Consider the following 20,761-nt stretch of genomic DNA (forward strand, 5'->3'; position numbering starts at 1 on the left):
GTCAACGATGCTCAGGCCATTCGCGCACGACGGCGCGAACACACGCCCTGCAAGTACCCTGAACCCAATACGATCGCCACCAGCACCAACAGGATCAATCCCCATTCCGCAGGACTCGGATGTTGGCCGAGAATCGCCATCGAACTGAAGATGCCAAACACCGGGATCAACAGCGACAGCGGAGCCACGCGCGAGATCGGGTATTCGCGCAATAGCAGGTTCCAGCCCCAATAACTGAAGTGCGTCGCTGCATACACCTGGAACGCGAGTGAAAACACGGTCATCGCATTGAGCTGCGCAGGCAGTGCGATAAAGGGTGCCGAGCCATGCAGAGCCCACGTCAGCAACATCAGCGGGATCGGCGGAAACAGGCTGGCCCACACCACGAACGCGAAGATCTCGCGCACCTTCGACACTTTGATGATGACGTTGCCGACGCTCCAGGCCATCGCGCTGCCAATCACCAGTGCCAGCCCTGCCCTCGACGCGGCGCCAGGGCTGCACAAGACGATGCCCAGCAACCCTGCGGCCGCCAACAGCGCGCCGAGCAATTGCGGGCGCCCGAGACGCTCGCCAAAAAAAATCACGCCCCAGCCCAAAGTGAAAAACGCACTGCACTGGATCAGCAGTGATGCCGTGCCCGGCGGCACTCCCCATGCGATGCCCTGATTGATCAACGCCCACATCGCGACGCCAAAGATCAGTCCGTAAGCGGCTAGGCATCGAAACGCTACCCGTGGGCGCTCGACGAAAAACACCCAGGGCAACGCCGCCAGCGCGAAACGCAACGCGGTCAGCAACAACGGATCGATGTTGGCCAGGCCCAGCTTGGTCACGGGGAAATTCAGCCCCCACACCGCTGTAACCAGAATCGCCAGTAGAAGGTGTTTCTTTTGCATGTTCAATCGTCCCCACGCCGAGCGGAAGTGCTCGTACCGGGAGAAATATGCAAGCAATCGAGCTGGCCCGCTTTCAGCCACAGGCCATCTTTCATTAGAATCGGGCCATGCGCACATTCACCGGTCATCCCTACCAGAACACACCACGCGATGCGGTCGTGACCGCCGTTGATTACGCGGACGGTACGTTGTTCCCGCTGCACGATCATCAACGGGGTCAGTTCGCCTACGCCGCCAGCGGCGTCATCACCGTGTTCACCGGCGACGGCAACTGGGTCGTTCCACCCCAGCGCGGCATCTGGGTGCCCGCACACCTCCCCCACTCCATGCAAATGCGTGGGCCGGTGACCCTGCACAACACCTATATCCGCAAACAGGCGGCGCAGCGACTGGGGTTATCGGACCAATGCCAGGTACTCGACGTGTCGCCCTTGCTGCAGCAGTTGCTGTTGAAAGCCATTGACGTGCCGGCGCGCTATTCCAGCCAAGGGCGCGACGGTCATTTGATGAGTCTGCTGCTGCACGAGATTGCCGCGATGCCCGTACTGTCGCTGAATGCGCCGCTGCCGGCAGAACCCCGTCTGGCGTCGGTGTGTCGCGAGTTCCTGAACCTCCCTTCGCTGGAAGTGGGTATCGATGAGATGGCCGTACGTGCAGGAATGAGCCGGCGCACCTTCACCCGGCATTTCCGACTGCACACCGGGATCAGTTTTATCGAATGGCGGCAACAGGCTTGTCTGCTCGCAGCGGTGGTGATGCTGGGCAAAGGTCAGTCGGTCACTCAGGTTGCCATGGCGTTGGGGTATAGCAGTTCAAGCGCGTTTGCCACGGTATTCAAGCAATTGCTGGGGGAAGTGCCGAGCCGTTATGTCGTCGAGCAGCATTTTTAAAGATCAAAAGATCGCAGCCTTCGGCAGCTCCTACAGTTAACTCTATTCCAATGTAGGAGCTGCCGAAGGCTGCGATCTTCTGATCTTGCCATCCCAAACCGGCAACACGAGACCGATCTGAATCAGCCGCAGAACCCTGTAAGACCCGCGCTCAGAGCGTTTTACACACCAGCCAGGCGCCCCAGAAAAGACTGCTGAAAAATCGCGTTGCATCACCAAACCCGGCGTCATGCAGCAACTGCTGAACCGCAGCTTCGGAATGCGGAGGATCAGCGCCCTGCAGAATCTTCCCCAGCCTGGCCTGTACCTCCTGCGCACTCGCACCCTGCTGCCGCCAGCGCTGGCCCCACGCCTGAAGCAACAACGGTTGGCTGGCGTAGGCGTAATGATTGCCCGCCACAATCAATGGCGCGCCTGGCTTGAGTCGAGCCTGAACCGCGCGCAGGATTTGCTGCTTGGCCGCATCGCCCGGCAGGTGATGGAGCACGCCGATCAAGGTCGCTGCATCAAAGCTCTCATCCGCCGGCAGATCATCGACCTGCCCCAGATGCACCTGCGTTCTGTGCAACAGATCGTTAGCCTGTAACTGCTGCGTCGCGGCCTCCAGCATCGGCGCAGACGGATCGACAGCGGTGAACGTCCAACCCGGCTCCAGCGCGCCCATCGCAATGATCTCCTGCGCCGTGCCACCCGCGCCGACCACCAGCACCCTGGCCGATCGAGACTGGCCGAGACTGGCGGCCAACATGCACGCGGCCAGATCGTGACAGGCGTCATAACCGGCCAGGGCGATACGACTTTGCTGGGCGTATTCGCTGGCGCGGGCGGTGTCGAATTTTTTTGCGGAGGTCGATTGCATGGCGTTGCTCCTTGTTATTTGAGCAACTTACGCCGTGAACGGAGACAAGCAAAATTCATTAATTTTATGCGTGGCATTCCCCTGAGGAATGCCCCTCACCAGTGATTGGCGCTTATTCGCAGACTCGCGGTTTTATGCCACGGATAGCGTTGCGGCAGTCTTCCAGTAATTGTTCGCGGAAGGGTTCGATTTCCTCCCAATCCATCAACTGCATCAACGCTGCAGCTGTGGTCCGAAGTGGCTGCCACTCTTCATGATCGAACATGAACCAGTCGTCACAGTGAAAAGCCGCGTCAGTCAGCGCATTACACTGCTCCCAGAGAAGTTGCAGGCGCGTTCTGATCTCTACGGATAACGCGCTGCCGCAAGCGGTGAGCGTTCTTTCCAGTGGCAACATCACTTCAGACCAGGTTTCACAAGCCGGGCAGTACGGAATCCCACATCGCTGCAAATCCGCCGTCATGGCCAAAAAATCAAGCGCCTGCAACCCTTCGCAAACGGAAAAAACCCGGCTGTACTCATCCTGGCCATACCAGCCCCACAATATTTCTGAAAACTTCATGACGCCCCCAAAGAACACTCCAGCCGAAACACCGTGCCGCATGCACTTTATCAGCGTGCTGGCGGCGACAGAATACGCCCGGCCCGGCTAAAATTCGCAGCCTGCTGACCCCGCATCAAGAGGTAGTGCTAAGTGTTGAACCGTTTTATCGCCTCTCGCGAAAGGATGGCCGTGGATTTAAGCCAGGCACGCTTACTGGTAGGCCAGACACTTCACGCGCTGCTGCACGACCAGTACTATTTCAACGGTGAACCGTGCCCGCGAGATGCAGGTTCACTGCTATGGCGGTTTGGCGAAGATCAAACCCTTGCGATGTACCTGCTCAGCGATGGTGAAAGTGTCGGCGCCGATCAAGCGGAGCTGCAAATACCAGCATCTTTTCGCATTGAGGAGGATGGTGAATGCTCGTGGCGGCGAGAGGATTTGCTGGCCGAGTTATCCCGCCTCGCGGTTGCAGGCAAGCTCATCACACAGGTTCAAGGCGTTATCGACAAGTGGCCGGATCAGCAGAGCCGGCTGGTCGCTTTCAAAATCACCTTCGAGACTGGCGACTACTTGGTCTATCTGAACCGTGGGGATGACGCCGTTGTGTTGATCAACGAAATGCCCCCGGAGGTGGTGGGTGTCGACACGCGGGTATTGGACGCGTTTTAAATAACGCCGTAATGACAAACCAGTGGCGAATGAAATGCCGCTCGCCACTGGCCAGCGTCGTACATTACTGAAACAGCAATGCCTGAAGCCCCTTGTGTCCCTCGACAATCAGGCTGCGAATCAACGCCTGATACTGCTCGGCCGTATTCGGCTGTTGCAGGTCGAAACTTGCTGACCAGGTAACGAGCGTCTGGCTGCACTCCGTCAACGCAACCAACCGTACCGTCGCCACGTAATTATCCAGCGGCAAGGGTGCTTCCTCGAAACGATAGGACAGCGTTAATCCTCGATCATCGACCGACAACAAGCGCTCCCTGACCACAGTGCCATCGGCCAGGACCAGTCTGCGAACGCAACCTGTCAGGCCATCAGGCACGCCGCCTTCGATCTCGCTGTTCACAATCGAAGGATGCCATTTATGGATCTCGCCAAATTTCTTCAAGACGTCCCAGACCTGCTCTGCATTGCCCTCCAGAACAGCGGAATACTCAACCATTGTCATCGTATAAACCCTTCAAATAGACAGTTCGCCGATCCCGGCAACAGGCCTGCCGGGACCGGTTGATGCTTACGCGTCGAACTGGTGATACACCTTGGCAATCACCTTCCAGACGCTGTCCATTTTGATCAGCGTCAGATAGTCGTTGTAGTCGGCGCCAATCGCATCGTTCTCCATATCGACACGCACCACGGCGGTGGTCGGGGTGATTGCCAGTACGTCCAGGCGCGTGGTGATTTCAGGGGCGCCACCGTTCTTCTCGACAAAATCGAACAGGTTGCTGATCGGGCCACCCAGCAGTTCGCCGTTGGTGAAACCGTACATCACTGCATCTTTATGGAAGGCCTGTGCAACGCCAGCAGCGCTGCCGACCCGCAAACCTTCGACATACTGATTGGCGGTGGCGATGACAGCGTTGTATTCAGCGGTCGATACTGCCTTGATGTTTTTTGACATGGTTGTTTCCTCTTGATGTAGACGAGCGATCAAAGTCGCTTTCGGGTAAAGCAAATGGGGCAAAACAGCCGCTATAAACGTCACCAATCCTGGCGCGTCGGCGAGATGATCAAGTCGTTGACGGTGACGTTTTCCGGCTGGTTGAGTGCGTAGATCACCGCGCGGGCGATATCGTCCGGTGCGATGGCGATCCGGTTAAGCGCCTGGGCCGCTTTGCGCCCCTCGGGATCACTGACCTTGTCCGCCCAGCCGGTATTGATCACGCCGGGGCTGACCGTGTTGACGCGAATGCCATGCTGCACACCGAGTTCCTTGCGCATGGACTCAGTCATGGCCTGGACAAAGAATTTGGTGGCGCTGTAAACGCCTGCGGCCGGGCCGACCTGATGGCCCGCCACCGAGTCCATGTTGAGGATCTGCCCGGACTTCTGCTCGAGCATCACAGGCAGCACCGCCGCGATGGCGTTCAGATAGCCTTTGATGTTCACGTCGATCATCTTTTCCCAATCCTGCACGGCCAGGTCGACCCAGTTGGAAAACAGCATCAGCCCGGCGTTGTTCACCAGAATGTCGACGGTGCCGTAAGTTTCCCGGGCGAATCTGGCCAGTGCCTGGGTCTGCTCCGCTTGAGTGACGTCAGTGGTGAACGCGAGCACTTCATGGCCGGTTTCGCGCAATTGGCCGACGAAGGCTTCCAGGCCCTCTGTATCCAGTGCCGCAGCCACCACGCGGACACCCTCTGCGGCCAGCGCGCGGGTGGTTGCCGCGCCGATACCAGACGATGCGCCCGTGACGATGGCGACCTTGTTTTGCAGATAATTCATGCTCACACCTCTTGGCGATAATGCGTTGGCGACCCTGCGTCGTACCGGGCGCAGGTCGTGGTTTTTCAGGCGTTGGCGGTTGGCCAGTCGGTGTAACCCTTGGCGCCACCGCCGTAGTAACTCTCGCGTGGCGCGATGGTCAGTTCGAGCCCACGACGCAGACGCGTCACGAGGTCGGGGTTGGAAATGAACAGACGACCAAACGCCACCGCATCAATCCGGCCCTGCGCCCGACGCTCCAGTGCCATCCCCAGGTCGTAGTTGTTATTGCCGATGAATGCCCCTGTGAACTGCGCACTCAATGCATCCAGATCCACACCTTCAGGCACGGTGCGCGAGGTGGCCGTGGCGCCTTCGACGAAATGCAGATAGGCCAGATTGAGGGGATTGAGTTGCCGGATCAGGTAACCGTAAGTCGCCATGACATTGCTGTCGGGCGGCGTATTACCGGCGTCCGGCGTGACCGGCGAAAGACGAATCCCGACGCGCTCGCTGCCCCAGATCGAGACCACGGCTTGGGTGACTTCCAGAGTCAGTCGAGCGCGGTTTTCAATGGAGCCGCCGTATCGGTCCGTGCGCTGGTTGGTGGAGTCGCGCAGGAACTGGTCGAGCAGATAGCTGTTGGCGGAGTGGACTTCCACGCCATCGAAACCGGCGCGCTTGGCATTTTCGGCGGCCAGCCTGTACTGCTCGATGATCCCTGGAATTTCCCAGGTCTCCAGTGCGCGCGGCATCGACACCTCGACAAAACCTTTCTCGGTGTACGTGCTGCCTTCCGCCTTGATCGCCGAAGGCGCCACCGGCGCAGCGCCGCCGGGCTGTAACTCGACGCTGGAAAAACGCCCCACGTGCCACAACTGGCTGACGATTTTGCCGCCCGCTGCGTGTACGGCGTCGGTAACTTTTTTCCAGCCGGCGACCTGCTCTTCCGACCAGATTCCCGGCGTCATCGCATAGCCTCGGCCCTGCGCGGAAATATTCGTCGCCTCGGCAATGATCAGGCCGGCACTGGCGCGTTGGGCGTAGTACGTCGCGTGCATTTCATTCGGTACGCCGTCTTCGGCCATTCGGCTACGGGTCACCGGAGCCATGACAATCCGGTTGGCCAGTTGCAGTGCGCCCATGGTTACGGGTGAAAAAAGGTCGGTGTCTGAAGCGTAATCCGTCATAAATCCTCACAATCAATAGACCGGTCGTCTAGTAAATAAACCCAAAAAAAACGTCCCTGTGTCAGCAGACGTGCACGTGTGATCGGAGCAACCGCAAAGCTGCGTTGTCCCGGCTAGACCCTTGCCGCTGGGTGAGCGGGTAGCGGTTGCAGTTCGACCTTCTCCCACTTGGCGATCACCAGCGGTGCAATGGCATTACCCAATACATTCAACGTGGTGGTGCCGCTGTCGATGATCCTGAAGATGCCGGCAATCAGCGCCACGCCTTCCAACGGCAGCCCGGCTGAAGCCAATGTGGCTGACAGAATGATGATGGCAAAACCCGGCACCCCTGCCGCCCCTTTGGAGGTCAGCACCATCGTCACCACCAGCAGAATCTGCTGAGACAACGACAGGTCGATGCCATAAAGCTGCGCGACAAAGATTGTCGCCACGCCGAGAAAAATCGACGCGCCATCGAGATTGAATGCATAGCCCACCGGCACCACGAAACTGACGATCCGACGCGGTACACCGTAGCTCTCCAGCTTGGTCATCAATTGCGGCATGACCGCCGCTGAGGCTGCACTGGAAAACGCCAGAATCAACTCGTTGCGGAAGTAGCGGATCAACTTGAAAATGTTTTCGCCAATCAAGTAGCAAATGCCACCCAGCACCACCAAAGCGAAAACCATCAGTGCCAGATACACCACGCCAATCAACTTGAGCAGCGGCAACAATGAGGCGAAACCAAACGTCGCTACCGTCGCGCCGATCATGCCAAACACCCCGATTGGCGCGTAGGCCATGACGATTGAGACGACTCTGAACATCGCATCAGAGAGGCTCTGAACCACGGCGATGAAAGGCGCACTTTTGTCTTTCGGCAATGCGTTCAATGCCAGGCCCAACAGCACGGCGAAGAACAACACCGACAGCAACTTCGCCTCCGACATCGCCACGATCACGTTGTCTGGAACGATGTTCTGCAAAATCACCAAGGCGCCTTTCGAAGGTTCCAGGTTAATGGCCGCCGAACTGTGCGAGACGCCTGAAATATCGGTCCCGGTGCCGGGCTCGAAGAGGTTGGCGAAACACAAGCCTATGACGATCGCCAGCGCGGTAATCGCAAAGAAGTAGCCGAGCGACTTCGCCCCCATCCGGCCAAACGACTTGCTGTCGCCACCGCCTGCAATCCCCAGGATCATGCAACAGAACACAATCGGTACAACCACCATCTTCATCATCTTGATAAAGATGTCACCGAGCGGTTTTAAGATCTCGGCGCTGACCCATGTTTGATACTGCGGATGCGTATTGAAGTACCAACCGACGAGCACGCCAAGCAACAGCCCGGCAACGATTTGCCACACCAAGGGAATACGTTTCATGTCTAGCCTTCTTGTTGGAATGAAAGGTCTGCGGGTAATGCGCAGTTGCTAGAGTCATGAGCTTCCAGCTCACTAGAGATCAAATGGCACAACGCGGTTGTGCCATGCCTGTTGTTACTTGGCGAACAGTTGGCTCATATCCTTGAAGGCCTTGAACTCGAGGGCGTTGCCGCACGGGTCGAACAGAAACATGGTGGCTTGCTCGCCCACCTGACCTTTGAAACGAACGTACGGCTCGATCACAAACTCGGTCCCAAACGACTTCAGACGCTCGGCCAGCGCTTCCCATTGCGCCCAACCCAGGATGATGCCGAAGTGTGGCACCGGCACATCGTGACCATCGACCGGGTTGCTGTGAACGCTCTCTTGCGAGGCGGTTTTCGGGTGTTCGTGAATGACCAGTTGGTGACCATAAAAATCGAAGTCGACCCACTGTGTGCTGGAGCGCCCTTCTTCAAGACCAAATACCTCACCGTAAAAGGTCCGCGCTGAAGCCAGGTCGTAAACAGGGATTGCCAGGTGGAAAGGTGAAAGGCTCATCAGAACTCCGGATATTTTTGTTGGTTGGCGAATTCCCACCGTCATTGGCGCTCTCGGTTCAGCCGTTGCCGGGGATGGGAAACATCCTAGGACGGAAAACCAAACAGAAAAATCAATATATATTTCTTAGAAACACAATTAATATTTGTGAATGATCAAAGAACTCAAGACACTCATCGCTGTGGCGCGCGAAGGCACATTCGCTGCGGCCGGCAACAAGATCGGCCTCACGCAGGCCGCCGTCAGCGCACAAATCCAGCGGCTGGAGGCTGAACTCGGCTTCGAGATATTCGACAGGAAAGGCCGCTCGGCGCACCTCAACAAAATGGGCCACCAGATTCTTCTGCAAGCGCAGGAGTTGCTCAGGCTTTACGAAAATCTGGGCTCGACGACGATGGGCCAACCGCCCAGTGTGCTGGTCAACATCGGCGCGATCGCGTCGGTGCAGCGTTCCTATTTGCCGGATGCGCTGGCGAAGTTTCACCAACATTGTCCGCAGTGCCGCACGCGTGTGGTCCCGGGGCTGTCGATGGAGATGGTGAACCTCGTCGACGCTGGCGAGATCGACATGGCCGTCATCATTCGCCCGCCTTTCTCGCTGCAGAGCGATCTGCGCTGGACGACTCTGACGCTGGAGCCCTACCGCTTGATCGTGCCGCGCGACGTGCCGGGAGAAGACTGGTCTGAACTGCTCTCCAGCCAACCCTTCATTCGCTATGACCGATCATCCTTCGGCGGCAGACAGGTCGACCGCTTTCTGCGGCAAACGCATTTCACCTTGCATGAGGTGTGCGAACTGGATGAGCTGGAGGCGATTGTCAAACTGGTGGAAAACGCTGTCGGCGTTGCGCTGGTGCCGCAAACAACGCCCGAACCGCAATGGCCGGCAGGCGTGCGGGCACTCGACCTCGGGGCGCACACTTTTCACCGGGATATCGGCCTGGTTCATCGCTCTCGCCGCAGCATGACTGAACCGGTGCGGAAGATGGCTGACCTGATCAGTGAGCAGGTCAAGGGCGGCTTCCTCTAGCAACACAACGCTCATTGCCAATGATCAAATCAGGATTGGCGAACCTTGAGTCCGCTTACGCAAATTGGCGTATGTCCCTCATCACGCCGTGACGACGATCAACTCCGGCCAGATTTCCTGCCATCTCTTGGATTGAACCCGGTCCAGGAACAGCGCGTATTTTTCAGTGCGGAATCGCCCGGTTGGCCGCACCACCAACGAGAACAGATCGTCCAGTCCCAGCGGCGCCGCCACTTCTATTTCGTCGTCACCCCCCAACCTGACGCCCACCGCCGTGGCGGTTTCCGGCCAACAGGTCATCGCATCGGTGGCCGAATGATAGGGGGCATCGGCGTTGCGCTGATGCAGGTGATCCCAGACCAGACTGCGCACAAAACCTGCCGCGACCCAGCAGTCCGGCAATTCAAGGCCACGAACAGTCCGCAGAACCTGCACTCGTACTCGATCTTGAGCCAGCAAAGCCTTGAGCTGCGCTTCGTGGTTCATCCGGTTCCCTCCCTTATCCATGGCTGTGCAGCGTTCAATGGCTGACGCCACACGCTGTCATTCGCAGCTTTGCCAAACAAGCTTTGTTACTCTGCCGCATCCACTTCATCAGGACAAACGGCAGATGGATATTGCCCCGCAGTTCATTGTTCATGAAACCGACCACTGGCTTATCAACCACCACCTGGCAAGTGCCCTCCCCGGCTATCTGATGCTGGGCTCCAAACTCAAAACCTCTTCATTGGCTGACTTATCGGCTGAAGCCCTGGCGGAAATGGGTGGCCTGCTCGCCAAGACCCAGCAGATCATGGAGCGAATATTAACTCCTGCGCATCTCTACATTGGCCGCTTTGGTCATCAACCGGACTGGCCCATTCACTTCCATTTCATTCCGGTTTATCACTGGGTCGAAGACTTGTTCTGGAAGGATGAGCGCTATCGACAACTGGCAAACTTTGCCTACGCTGAAAACGCTCTCGCGGCGACTGACGGTGCCGAGCTGACACTGTTTATCTGGAGGGAGTTTGGAGAAAACCCGACACCTCCAGAGGCGCCGGGGCTGTCGGTCGAAGAAGTAATCACCAAGCTGCAAACTGCGTTCCTGTAAACAAAACTGCGGTCCGATGCGTTGTTGTTACGGAGATGAAATGGCATTCCCCCCTCTGCACAATTTCAAAGTATTCGAGAGCGTCGCCCGCTTGGGCAGTCTGGCGGCGGCTGCGGTTGAATTGCACGTCACCATCGGCGCGGTCGCATCGCTGAAGGTCGTGATTGTTTAACGTTTTTTGCGTTGTGTTTAAGGACACTTGGCGTTACGTCCGAAAGGCGCTTGTGAATGCCTGCTTTCGGCCAGAATCGGTCCTTTGAAAGCGTCTACGGAAGAAGGACCGATTCAGTACTGTGAAAGAACGACGGACATTCCTTCAGAGTGGTTGCCACTAATGCCAGCAAGCTGCTCCACTCGACGGGCATGATTGAGCCTCTACGATGGGCTAGAGTGCACCCTTTAACCAAACAGTAGAGCCACATCACATGCATTTCGTCCGCCACGGAGAGTACCTTGCCGCTTCACGTATTACTGGGCCTCGGCATAATCTCCTGCAACTGCGCCTAGGAGTTGGTGAGCAGCATGAGCCGATCTGTGAGTGTCTCCCGCCGCAGGGGGCATGTAATCACGAACCATTAGTTGAGGCTGATATCGTTGCAAGCGTACTCGAAGGAACATCGGAGGCGAATCGACGCTTTGGCACCTCACATGTCGTTACCCACATCCGGTACGTCCGAAATGACACCAAGCCTGAAGTAGTCTATGGCCTCTTGGCTCTCAAAATCCTTGAGCAATTGCATGTCGGCGGCACATTCGTTGAGGGCAGCAATACTATTTAGTCCTTACCTCAAGCAGACTTCTGGGCAGGTAGTTATGAGGACGAGTACAGCGCGGCCCTAAGGTGGAGTCGCAGTGAGTCGTCCCCAATTTCAGAGAGCCTCTCAGGCCTCAAGGATGTCTATCAAGATACTGTGAGAATGTCCGCTTGTGGCCGATAGCAGCCATCCACAAACGCCCTGCGCCAATCAAAAACCGCGATCAAAATCCCCCCCACACTGCATCCATTCCCCCCCTGCTCCGTAAATTCATCACCCTCACCCGAAGGGTCGAAGAATTCAGGAGATGCATCATGCACACGTTCATCAAACGCATTGCCCTTACCTGCTCACAGTACTGAGCCTTGGCGCTGGACTCGGTTTCGCCGCGGACACCGTCATGGTTGGTGGCGCCGCCATGTATCCGACGAAAACCATCGTCGAAAACGCCGTCAACGCCAAGGATCACACGACGCTCGTTGCCGCGGTCAAGGCTGCCGGACTGGTTGATACGCTCAACAGCAAAGGCCCCTTTACCGTCTTCGCCCCCGACAATTAGGCCTTCGCCAAGCTGCCCGCCGGGACTGTCGATACGCTGGTCAAACCGGACCACAAGGCAGACCTGACGAAGATCCTGACCTGCCACGTCGTCGCCGGCACCCACACCGCCAAGCAGTTGATGGATGACGCGAAAATGCACAGTGGCAAAGTGATGCTGAAAAACGTTCAGGGCGAATCGCTGACCGTCATGTTGCACGACGGCAAACTGTGGTTGGTGGAAGCAAAAGGTGGCAAGGCTGCAATCACCGTCGCGAACGTCATGCAATCCAACGGCGTGATTCATGTCATCGATACGGTGCTGATGCCGAATTGATTTCTAACGGCCTGGGCGGGCGTTCTTCAGAGCGTTCGCCACGGGTTGGAAGTGGCTCAGCAACCGCTGATAAATCGTTTGGATGACATCCGCGCTCTAACCATTGTCTGAAGTCGCCAGGGCGCGAAGCCCTGGCAGGCAGCAGAGACTACTTTTTCTTTTTCGCAGGCTTTTCTGCCTTGTCTGATTTCTTGGTTTTTTCGGGCTTGCTGTCAGCTTTCTTGGCGGACTTCTTCGGTTCAGGGTCTTTTTTCTTGTCTTTCTTGTCCTTGTCAGAGGATTTCGAAAGCGTCGAGGCCGCCGCAGCTTTCTTCGTCGGTGATGCCTTTTTGTCTTTCAACTCTTTGCTGGCTTTGGAAGCTTCACCTTTGCTTTTCTTATCGTCTTTAGCCACGTTGACCACCTCTCGGAGCATGCCGGTATTGGCACATCGCCTGTGGGAATACCCATAGGCTAATCATTAGGCGAGCGTGTCCGAGAGCGGTTCAAATTCTTTTGTGAAGCGTTATGCAAGGGCCTCACCCCTGACCTGCATAGCCATCACCGCGAAGCCTTTGCGGTGCCTCGTTGTGAGACTGATCAGTTCTGACGAGCGGATACGCCCTTCAGTCGCTTCCCCCAATCGCCGCCATGAATGTTTTGACACTCTTGCTCCGAGTCGAAGCGGACATTGCGATCGGTAAGCTTCAGCTCGATACCGGCCTCACTCAACGCTACAGCCGTCAGCTCGAAGATGCGCACTTTCGCCTCAACCTGAGCGAGCTTTCTATCCGCGAGGGTTTCGAACACCCAGATCACGTTCAGGGTTTCAGCCAGTGCGCTCAGGTCAGCCGTGTGGGTGAGCCAGGTGAAGCCTTTGATTTCAGTTTTTGCTGTTTCGCACGCGTCCGTCAGCGTGGAGATCAGCCGGCGCTCCATGCGCGCCAGTTCACGTTTGCCTGCAGGCATTGCAAGTTCCTTGGAAGATCATCGGGGGAGCGGCATCTCAGGCTGTTTAACCCGGTCGCGGATAGCCTCGGCAACGTGCGCGTCAGTTTGATCGAGCAGTATACCGGCGGTATCTCTTATCAAGGTCCATGTTCACTGGCTGACCGCTGCCATGCAGACCAACCCTGCTAATCTCTGCCCCATGAAAATAGCCATCATCTCCGACACCCACGGCCTCCTCCGCCCCGAAGCCCTGAACGCCGTTCAGGGTGCCGAACTGATCATCCACGCCGGCGACATCGGTGCCGCCGAAATCCTCACGCAACTGGCCGAAGTCGCGCCGGTAAAGGCGGTGCGGGGCAACAACGATCTAAATCTCCCTTGGGCCGCCGACCTCCCGGACCACCTCACCCTCGACCTCAATGGCTGGCCAGCCCTGCTGACCCACGACATTGCCGACGTCGCCGCCCTCCTCGACAGCTCCATCAAACTGATCATCACCGGCCATTCCCACAAGCCCTTGATCGAATGGCGCGGCGATCGGCTCTACATAAACCCAGGCAGCGCCGGGCGTCGGCGTTTCAAACTTCCGGTCACCCTCGCCCTGCTCGACATGGGCGCAGATGCTCTGGAACCGCAACTCATCCATCTTCTGCCCTGAAGGTTTTCGGCGCGGCGGCCTGCGGACGATTGCCTGAATTCCATGATGACTTTTCTACTGTTCCAGCGCCTTCGCCATGATGATCGTGCGCTCCGCCTGATGGTATTCATCCCGGACTTTCTTGAAGCCAAGTGCTGCATAAAAGCCTTCGGCGGTAATGGATGAGGGAACACGCAGCGAGTCGATACCTGCGCTCAAGGCAACTGTTTGAATCCGCTCCATCAGGTGTCTGCCTATACCTTGCCCCTGATGTCGTGGGTCGACGAACACGCTGCGAACCACGTCGTGATCAAGGCTCGCCGTTGCCACGATGTGATTGTCGACCGTGGTTACGAGTACCTGACGCCGGGCCAGCAAATCCAGAACCGCCCGTGGTGAAAAACTTTGCTCAACCTGATCAATGATGTCGGATGAGTAGTCCAGCGCGTTGGACTGGCGAAGGGTATTGATGATGGTCCGGCTGATCGCCGAAGCATCCGCCGGGGTCGCGGTGCGAATCAGGTAATCCATTCTGGCAAGTCCTTCCGCTGGATCGTTTGAGCGTAGAAGGATTCGTTTGCTACGACACCCAAAAGCTGAATTTTCTGTTCGTTCGGCGGCAGTTACTACGAGCTATCTGCTGGGTGCCGTTGTATCTCGCAAGCAACATCGTGACGGTACCGGCTCCAATCTACGCTACGGATACTTGTATTGACATATCGGTAAATCTCGATATCCTCAGCGACATGGACCTACTCGAAATCTTCAAAGCCCTCTCCAACCCTACGCGCCTTCAAATTCTGAAGGGGCTGAAGGATCCCGCAAAGAACTTCCCGCCACAGGATGAAGGTGACGTTCTCACGGTGGGTGTCTGCGTCAGCAGTATTCAGGAAGGTATCGGGCTGTCGCAGTCAACGGTGTCTGGTTATCTGGCGACACTGCAGCGAGTGGGCCTGGTGGAAGTCCGGCGTATCGGTCAGTGGACCTACTACAAGCGCAATGAAGCAACCATCAGTGCCTTGGCCGAGATCGTAGGAAAAGAGCTGTAATTTTTTACCACAACATATCGAGATATCTCGATATCCCTTTTTATAGATATAAGGAACTACAATGAAAGCGATGGTGCTTAAATCATTTGGTGGTCCGGAATCGTTCGAACTTTGCGACGTTCCCAAGCCCGTACCGCAGGCCGGACAGGTGCTGGTGCGGGTGCATGCAACCTCTATCAACCCGTTGGATTACCAGGTCCGCCGTGGCGATTACCCCGATCTGGTGCCACTGCCGGCCATTACCGGCCATGACGTATCCGGGGTTGTCGAAGCGGTCGGGCCGGGTGTGATGGCGTTCGCTGCGGGCGATGAGGTCTGGTACACGCCGCAAATATTTGACGGGCCGGGAAGTTATGCCGAGTACCACGTTGCGGCTGAAAGCATTATTGGCAGGAAGCCGCCATCGCTAAGCCATCTCGAAGCGGCGAGCCTGACGCTGGTGGGCGGCACAGCGTGGGAAGCGCTGGTCGGGCGTGCGGCGCTGCAGGTGGGAGAAACCATCCTCGTGCACGGCGGCGCGGGTGGCGTTGGCCACGTGGCAATCCAGTTGGCGAAAGCGATGGGCGCGAAAGTGTTCACGACCGTGCGCGAAGCCAACGCTGAGTTTGCAAGAAGCATGGGCGCCGACGTGGTCATCGACTACGAGAAAGAGGATTACGTCGACGTCATCATGCGCGAAACCGCTGGCCAGGGAGTCGATGTCGTGTTCGATACCATCGGTGGCAACACCTTGTCGCGCAGCCCCGACGCGCTCGCGCAACTTGGCCGCGTGGTGACGATTGTCGACATTGCCCAACCGCAGAACCTCGTACAGGCCTGGGGCAGGAACGCCAGCTATCACTTCGTTTTCACCCGACAAAATCGCGGCAAGCTTGATGAGTTGGCCGCATTGGTCGCGCGCGGCCAACTACGCCCCCATGTGGGTGCCGTTTATGCGCTGGCCGACCTGGGGCTCGCCCACGCACGGCTGGAAAGTCCGAATAACGGCATTCGAGGAAAAATCGCAATCGCTGTCGAGCCATCCCTGATCGCGTAAGCACGGACTTTCAACCCGCGCATTCCTTCCTGAGGTACACCATGATTTACGAGATCGCTGTACTCCCCGTTCATAAAGAACGCATTGAACGTTTCACACACGCGTTTGCTGAAGTGGCGCCGTTGCTCACTCGCGCCAAGGGTTACCTCGGCCACGTGTTCGCACAGGGGATCGAAACGCCCGAAGTCTTCAACCTGATCGTGCGCTGGCGATCACTTGAGGATCACACCCCGGGTTTTGAAGCGAGCGAAGACCATCGGTTGTTCATGCTCGGACTGGAGGAGCATTTTTCCGAAGAACCGACTGTCTATCATGTTGAAGGGCCGGGTTTTACTGATCCAGACAACACCGGTCCTGAAACTTTTCCGCCCCATCCGGCCTGATCACCTAACCTCATAGACTGTGTGTCCATCGAGAGTCGGCCAGTCCCATGCGCAACAGCTTGAAGTCGTTGTTTTCAGTGCTATTCGTCTTGCTCATCTGCAGCTGTCCGGTGCTGTGGGCAGCCGAATTGCCTGCGCCTTCGGTGGCCGCTGTCGCCCCGCTGCCGGTGATTTCACAAAACGACCTGCAAGCCTTGCAGCAGCGCCTCGACGGCCTCAAGCAACAAATTTCCTCGGCAAACAATTACAACCAGCTCGAAGGCCCGCAGGATCGGGTGCAGGCGTTCATTCTGGATGTCGATAAATTGTCGGCGGCGTTGCTGCCGCAGCAGGCGCAGTTGGCCGTGCAGTTGAGTGTGTTGGGCGCGGCGCCAGCGACCGAGGTGGCCGCCGAACAGGCGGATATCGTTGCGCACCGGGCGTCGTTGGCGGAACAGAAGAACAAAATCGATGCGTCGCTGAAGAGTCTGGCGGCGCTCAAGCAAAGCGCGGCGGAGCTGATTACGCAGATCGCCGGTATCCGTCGCACCTTGCTCGAGAGCGAGCTGACGCTGGGCACCCACAGTGTGTTGAGCCCGGACTTCTGGTCGCCGCTGGTCAATCCAACGCAAGATGATCGTCAGCGTTGGCGTTTTTTCGTCGCCCAGGTCAGCGAAACCTGGGCCACGGTCTGGGCGCCGGGGCAGCGCTTCTATACCAGTTTCCTGGTGTTGCTGGCGCTGGTTATCTGGACGTTCGGGCGCCGGCTGGCCGAGCGCGGGCTGACGTGGGTATGCATTCATCGCATGCCGGAGGGGCGTTTGCGTCGTAGTGCGCTGGCGTTCGCTTCGGCGCTGGCGACGATTGTTACCACCGGCCTCGCCCTGCAATTGCTGTTCTATGCCTGCACGCGTCACGAGCCGTTGACGCCGGTGCTGGAGACATTTTCCGAGGAGTTCGAAAAAGCCGTTTATGCCTGTGTGCTGATCACCGGCCTGAGCCGCGCGTTGTTGTCCACCCAGCATCCGTCATGGCGGTTGCCGGCGATTGCCGACCCCGTGGCGCTGGCGATGAAGCCGTATCCGCGCATTCTGTCGGGCACGCTGCTGGTGCTGGTGACGCTGGTGCAGGTGAGCAACTCTACCGGCATGAGCAGTCAGATTGTCGTGGCCGGGCGCGGCGTCATCTCGATTGTGGTCATGGTGATTGTCGTGTCGTTGCTGTTGCGCGTGGGCAAGGTGCGCAAGGCGTTGGTCGCCGCGAACGATGCCTCGGCCACCGGCAGTACGTTTTCCGGCGTGGTGTACACCATCGCCAGTATTTCGATGTTGGTCTCGGCGATTGCCCTGCTCACTGGCTATATCTCGCTGAGCCGGTTCATCACCTATGAAGTGGTCTGGGCCTACATCGTGCTGTCGGGTTTCTACTTGCTGATCCAGGTCATCAAGGACAGCTGCGAGCACGTATTTTCGCCCAAACACGCCAGTGGCAAGGCGCTCAAACAGTTGCTGGGAACCAGTGATCGACGGCTCGAGCAGATCTCGATTCTGTTGTCCGGGTTCAGCCGCGCAGCGCTGTTGCTGCTAGCGGTGATCGCGCTGTTTGTCGGCGGCATCGGCACCACGCTCGGGCAGTTGGCGACCAATATCATGGCGATCCTCGGCGGCGCCGGCTTGCGCAAGTTCAATATCGTCCCGGCGCATCTGCTCAACGCAGTGTTGGCGCTGATGATCGGCATCTGGCTGATCCGCGCCCTGCGCCGCTGGCTCGACAACGAGTTCCTGCCCAAGACCGACATGGACCCGGGCATGTGTGCGTCGCTCAGCACGCTGTTTTCCAATATCGGTTATGCCTTTGTGATCCTCATGACCCTGTCTTCGCTGGGCGTGCAATGGACCAACCTGGCGTGGATCGTCAGTGCGCTGTCGGTGGGCATCGGTTTCGGTTTGCAGGAGATCGTGAAGAACTTCGTTTCCGGCCTGATTCTGCTGACCGAGCGCCCGGTGAAGGTCGGCGATCTGATCAGCATCAGCGGCGTCGAGGGCGACATCCGCCGGATCAACGTGCGTGCCACGGAAATCCAGCTCAGCGACCGCTCGATCGTGATCGTGCCGAACTCGCAACTGATCTCGCAGAACCTGCGCAACGTTACGCTGGGTGGCAGCGCTCAGGGTGTGGCGTCGCTGGAGTTGATGTTCCCGCTGGACATCGACCCCGAAGAGGTCAAGGACCTGCTGCTCAACACCTATCGCGAGAACGAAACCATCCTCGATAAACCCGCGTCGTTCGTGCGTTTCAGCAAGTTGTCGCCGGACGGTATTACCCTGACGGTGACCGGCTATGTCGGCAGCCCGAGGATCGTCGGGGTGACCAAGAGTGACTTGCTGTTCGAGATTCTCAAGCGCCTTGGCGCAGCGGGAATCGCCCTCGCCACTCCCCCACCCAGCAGTCCCTGACCCCCCCGCAGGAGCAGCGGCACACCACGATCTTTTGATCTTGATCTTAAAAAACAGGATCAAAAGATCGCAGCCTCATTGCACTCGACAGCTCCTGCAGGCTATGCGGTGTATTGGAGAGCCTGTTGGCGAGGGCAGGGTAAAGTCTTCGTCGTCACTGCCGAAATGTTAATGTGCCATCCCTTTTAATCCGACAGTGTGCCCTCCGCATGGATGCCTTGATCCGCCGTTTCAGTTGTTTGTCTTTGCTTGCCCTCGCCCTCTACGGATGCCAGAGCCCCCCGCCCCCCAAACAGACGAGTGCCGATCTCGAAGCGCTGGGGCGGATCGCGTTTGATGAGGCGATGCTCGGTCAACCCGACCCGAATACCATCGTGCGCGATGGCGATCACGTCAGCTATTACGTGATGGCGACTGAGGGGCGGCGAATACTTCAACTGGCGAACTTCAACGCCGACTGTCATCTGCCCGATGCACAAATGGCGCATTTGACCAACAAGGGCATGCTTCAGTTTGTGGCTGTTCGAAACAGTGGCGCAAACGAAGACAAGCAAATGCCTGCCGAACAGAAAAAACTGTTTCTGCAGAGTCCTCAATTCAAACAGGTTTGTGCTCAGACACCGGTGGCACAATGGCGGGTCATTTCGGCGCCGGAGTTACAGGAATGGCAGCTGATTGATCGTGCCAGCCTGAATCAAAAAGACGGCCAGATATTCTTCTGGTCCGCCCGGGTACCCGCAGGCGAAACGCTTCTGCCCCGCGAAAATGGCCTGTATGCGCAGAAGCGTATGCGCTGGAGCGCTGATTGCGCTAAACAACAATTGACCTCGCTCAGTACCTTCTACGTTGATAAGCAAAGCCGCGTGATAGCCGGCGCGATCAGCGTTGACGCCGTCGCCGAGAAAACTCTGGACGCCGACAACCGTCAACTGCTGGCAACCGCATGTGCCACACCGCAGGTGTTGGCGGCACTGAAACCTTTCTCCGGCCGAGAGCAAACGCCATTCGTATTGCCTGATCCAGTCCTGCCTGCCTCCGTGACGAAATCCATTGAAGCATTGAAATTGCCGGTCCCGGAAAACACCATTCAACGCTTGCGCGTGATCTTCAAAGACCCAAACGAGGCTGATCGGCGCAGGCAGTTTCAGGAGGCGGGCATGTCGTACCTGCTCTCGAACAACCCCGAGCGGCTGGCGCTGGGACGTTTGGGCAGGGACAGCCGCTACCTTGGATACGAGCCGGGCAAGCAGCTTACAGAACGCTACAACGATAAAAACCATCAATCGGTCAACATCACTTTCCGAGGTCTGATCGACCTGGCCGACATCGATTACCGTACTGACCGTTACGGGATCACCGTGAAAAAAAACGCGATCACCGATCTGCGATTCACCGGTGACTGGACGAACATGCCTGTCGGTGCGCTTCTGAGCTACACCGAACAAAGATCCAGCCCCCGCTTCCAGAAAGCCCCAGAACCGGAGGACACAAGGTTTGACTGCGCCGTGGAAGCACAAAAGCCTGCCAGTGCGTTCTTTCCATCGTTGACGGGCAGCGCCAAAGTCATCACTTGTACAGGCAGGCACTACCGCTACGGTGAAAGCACTGCGATGTATGCCTATTTGCAGGCGTACGGGATGTTCGTGCCGATCGACCTCACCCAGAATCGCAGCTATGGCGAATTCAAGATCGAAGTGGTCGAGTGAGTGCCGCAGGCGTTTCGGGTTATTCCCGAAACGCCTGACTGCCTGCTTTTCAGGTCTTTATTGACGGTCGAACGGCAGCCTTATACTTCAGCGGTTCACCCACCGTTCAAT

General features: G+C 57.6%; 24 protein-coding genes and 1 pseudogene. 12 read left to right on the forward strand and 13 right to left on the reverse strand.

Going from position 1 to position 20,761, the window contains the following annotated elements; genetic code table 11:
* Positions 1-11 precede the first annotated feature (11 nt).
* Positions 12-899: an EamA family transporter gene (locus AK821_RS14910; protein ID WP_064390379.1), complete on the reverse strand. Its 888-nt coding sequence runs from the start codon at positions 897-899 to the stop codon at positions 12-14.
* Between the two features lie 107 nt (positions 900-1,006).
* Between AK821_RS14910 and AK821_RS14915 the strand changes: the two genes are divergently transcribed.
* Positions 1,007-1,789: an AraC family transcriptional regulator gene (locus AK821_RS14915; protein WP_064390380.1), complete on the forward strand. Its 783-nt coding sequence runs from the start codon at positions 1,007-1,009 to the stop codon at positions 1,787-1,789.
* Positions 1,790-1,940: 151 nt separating this feature from the next.
* On the opposite strand, the gene AK821_RS14920 is transcribed toward AK821_RS14915, so the two are convergent.
* The gene (locus tag AK821_RS14920) at positions 1,941-2,648 is read right to left on the reverse strand and encodes a class I SAM-dependent methyltransferase (RefSeq protein WP_064390381.1); all 708 of its coding nucleotides are present in this window, start codon (positions 2,646-2,648) and stop codon (positions 1,941-1,943) included.
* A gap of 112 nt (positions 2,649-2,760) precedes the next feature.
* Complete coding sequence (locus AK821_RS14925; RefSeq protein WP_064390715.1) at positions 2,761-3,210, reverse strand: hypothetical protein; 450 nt, start codon at positions 3,208-3,210, stop codon at positions 2,761-2,763.
* 132 nt (positions 3,211-3,342) lie between these two features.
* On the opposite strand from AK821_RS14925, the gene AK821_RS14930 reads away from it, so the two are divergent.
* Complete coding sequence (locus tag AK821_RS14930) at positions 3,343-3,864, forward strand: hypothetical protein (RefSeq protein WP_064390382.1); 522 nt, start codon at positions 3,343-3,345, stop codon at positions 3,862-3,864.
* Between the two features lie 64 nt (positions 3,865-3,928).
* Here AK821_RS14930 and AK821_RS14935 read toward each other — a convergent pair whose 3' ends face one another.
* The 6 genes from AK821_RS14935 to AK821_RS14960 form a co-directional block, all read right to left on the reverse strand.
* A complete protein-coding gene (locus tag AK821_RS14935) occupies positions 3,929-4,366 on the reverse strand; it encodes an SRPBCC family protein (protein WP_064390383.1) in 438 nt (145 codons plus the stop codon).
* A 66-nt stretch (positions 4,367-4,432) separates the two neighbouring features.
* Positions 4,433-4,819 carry a nuclear transport factor 2 family protein gene (locus AK821_RS14940; RefSeq protein WP_064390384.1) on the reverse strand — a complete coding sequence of 129 codons (387 nt, stop codon included), beginning with the start codon at positions 4,817-4,819 and terminating at the stop codon, positions 4,433-4,435.
* Positions 4,820-4,899: 80 nt separating this feature from the next.
* On the reverse strand, positions 4,900-5,643 hold the full coding sequence (locus AK821_RS14945) for an SDR family oxidoreductase (protein ID WP_064390385.1): 744 nt from the start codon (positions 5,641-5,643) through the stop codon (positions 4,900-4,902).
* Between the two features lie 65 nt (positions 5,644-5,708).
* Positions 5,709-6,812 carry an alkene reductase gene (locus AK821_RS14950; protein WP_064390386.1) on the reverse strand — a complete coding sequence of 368 codons (1,104 nt, stop codon included), beginning with the start codon at positions 6,810-6,812 and terminating at the stop codon, positions 5,709-5,711.
* 113 nt (positions 6,813-6,925) lie between these two features.
* The gene (locus AK821_RS14955; RefSeq protein WP_064390387.1) at positions 6,926-8,182 is read right to left on the reverse strand and encodes a cation:dicarboxylate symporter family transporter; all 1,257 of its coding nucleotides are present in this window, start codon (positions 8,180-8,182) and stop codon (positions 6,926-6,928) included.
* 114 nt (positions 8,183-8,296) lie between these two features.
* The gene (locus AK821_RS14960; RefSeq protein WP_008085681.1) at positions 8,297-8,722 is read right to left on the reverse strand and encodes a VOC family protein; all 426 of its coding nucleotides are present in this window, start codon (positions 8,720-8,722) and stop codon (positions 8,297-8,299) included.
* A 151-nt stretch (positions 8,723-8,873) separates the two neighbouring features.
* Here AK821_RS14960 and AK821_RS14965 point away from each other — a divergent pair, with 151 nt between their 5' ends.
* Positions 8,874-9,752, forward strand: coding sequence for a LysR substrate-binding domain-containing protein (locus AK821_RS14965; RefSeq protein WP_064390388.1), 879 nt, complete (start codon positions 8,874-8,876; stop codon positions 9,750-9,752).
* A gap of 81 nt (positions 9,753-9,833) precedes the next feature.
* Here AK821_RS14965 and AK821_RS14970 read toward each other — a convergent pair whose 3' ends face one another.
* On the reverse strand, positions 9,834-10,238 hold the full coding sequence (locus tag AK821_RS14970; protein WP_082355450.1) for a nucleotidyltransferase family protein: 405 nt from the start codon (positions 10,236-10,238) through the stop codon (positions 9,834-9,836).
* A 124-nt stretch (positions 10,239-10,362) separates the two neighbouring features.
* On the opposite strand from AK821_RS14970, the gene AK821_RS14975 reads away from it, so the two are divergent.
* The 3 genes and pseudogenes from AK821_RS14975 (at position 10,363) to AK821_RS14980 (ending at position 12,474) form a co-directional block, all read left to right on the forward strand.
* Positions 10,363-10,845, forward strand: a complete 483-nt coding sequence (locus tag AK821_RS14975) for an HIT family protein (RefSeq protein WP_064390389.1) — start codon at positions 10,363-10,365, stop codon at positions 10,843-10,845.
* A gap of 40 nt (positions 10,846-10,885) precedes the next feature.
* Entirely contained in the window at positions 10,886-11,017 is a 132-nt protein-coding gene (locus AK821_RS30305; protein WP_437180750.1) for a hypothetical protein, read from the forward strand.
* Positions 11,018-12,018: 1,001 nt separating this feature from the next.
* Positions 12,019-12,474: pseudogene (locus AK821_RS14980) on the forward strand (fasciclin domain-containing protein).
* A gap of 148 nt (positions 12,475-12,622) precedes the next feature.
* Here AK821_RS14980 and AK821_RS14985 read toward each other — a convergent pair.
* A complete protein-coding gene (locus AK821_RS14985; protein ID WP_064390717.1) occupies positions 12,623-12,877 on the reverse strand; it encodes a hypothetical protein in 255 nt (84 codons plus the stop codon).
* A 176-nt stretch (positions 12,878-13,053) separates the two neighbouring features.
* On the reverse strand, positions 13,054-13,422 hold the full coding sequence (locus AK821_RS14990) for a hypothetical protein (protein WP_064390390.1): 369 nt from the start codon (positions 13,420-13,422) through the stop codon (positions 13,054-13,056).
* A gap of 181 nt (positions 13,423-13,603) precedes the next feature.
* Between AK821_RS14990 and AK821_RS14995 the strand changes: the two genes are divergently transcribed.
* Positions 13,604-14,062, forward strand: coding sequence for a metallophosphoesterase family protein (locus AK821_RS14995; RefSeq protein WP_064390391.1), 459 nt, complete (start codon positions 13,604-13,606; stop codon positions 14,060-14,062).
* 54 nt (positions 14,063-14,116) lie between these two features.
* Here the strand turns inward: AK821_RS14995 and AK821_RS15000 are convergent, their stop codons facing one another.
* Positions 14,117-14,572, reverse strand: a complete 456-nt coding sequence (locus AK821_RS15000) for a GNAT family N-acetyltransferase (protein ID WP_064390392.1) — start codon at positions 14,570-14,572, stop codon at positions 14,117-14,119.
* A gap of 215 nt (positions 14,573-14,787) precedes the next feature.
* Between AK821_RS15000 and AK821_RS15005 the strand changes: the two genes are divergently transcribed.
* The 5 genes from AK821_RS15005 (at position 14,788) to AK821_RS15025 (ending at position 20,650) form a co-directional block, all read left to right on the forward strand.
* Positions 14,788-15,090 carry an ArsR/SmtB family transcription factor gene (locus AK821_RS15005; protein ID WP_064390718.1) on the forward strand — a complete coding sequence of 101 codons (303 nt, stop codon included), beginning with the start codon at positions 14,788-14,790 and terminating at the stop codon, positions 15,088-15,090.
* A gap of 61 nt (positions 15,091-15,151) precedes the next feature.
* Positions 15,152-16,126, forward strand: coding sequence for a zinc-dependent alcohol dehydrogenase family protein (locus AK821_RS15010; RefSeq protein WP_064390393.1), 975 nt, complete (start codon positions 15,152-15,154; stop codon positions 16,124-16,126).
* A 41-nt stretch (positions 16,127-16,167) separates the two neighbouring features.
* Positions 16,168-16,509: an antibiotic biosynthesis monooxygenase family protein gene (locus AK821_RS15015; protein ID WP_064390394.1), complete on the forward strand. Its 342-nt coding sequence runs from the start codon at positions 16,168-16,170 to the stop codon at positions 16,507-16,509.
* Positions 16,510-16,556: 47 nt separating this feature from the next.
* Positions 16,557-18,944 carry a DUF3772 domain-containing protein gene (locus AK821_RS15020; protein WP_064390395.1) on the forward strand — a complete coding sequence of 796 codons (2,388 nt, stop codon included), beginning with the start codon at positions 16,557-16,559 and terminating at the stop codon, positions 18,942-18,944.
* Between the two features lie 209 nt (positions 18,945-19,153).
* Positions 19,154-20,650: a hypothetical protein gene (locus tag AK821_RS15025; RefSeq protein WP_064390396.1), complete on the forward strand. Its 1,497-nt coding sequence runs from the start codon at positions 19,154-19,156 to the stop codon at positions 20,648-20,650.
* The last annotated feature ends 111 nt before the right edge of the window (positions 20,651-20,761 follow it).

The organism is Pseudomonas sp. RIT-PI-r, from assembly GCF_001297015.1.
Lineage (GTDB): Bacteria > Pseudomonadota > Gammaproteobacteria > Pseudomonadales > Pseudomonadaceae > Aquipseudomonas.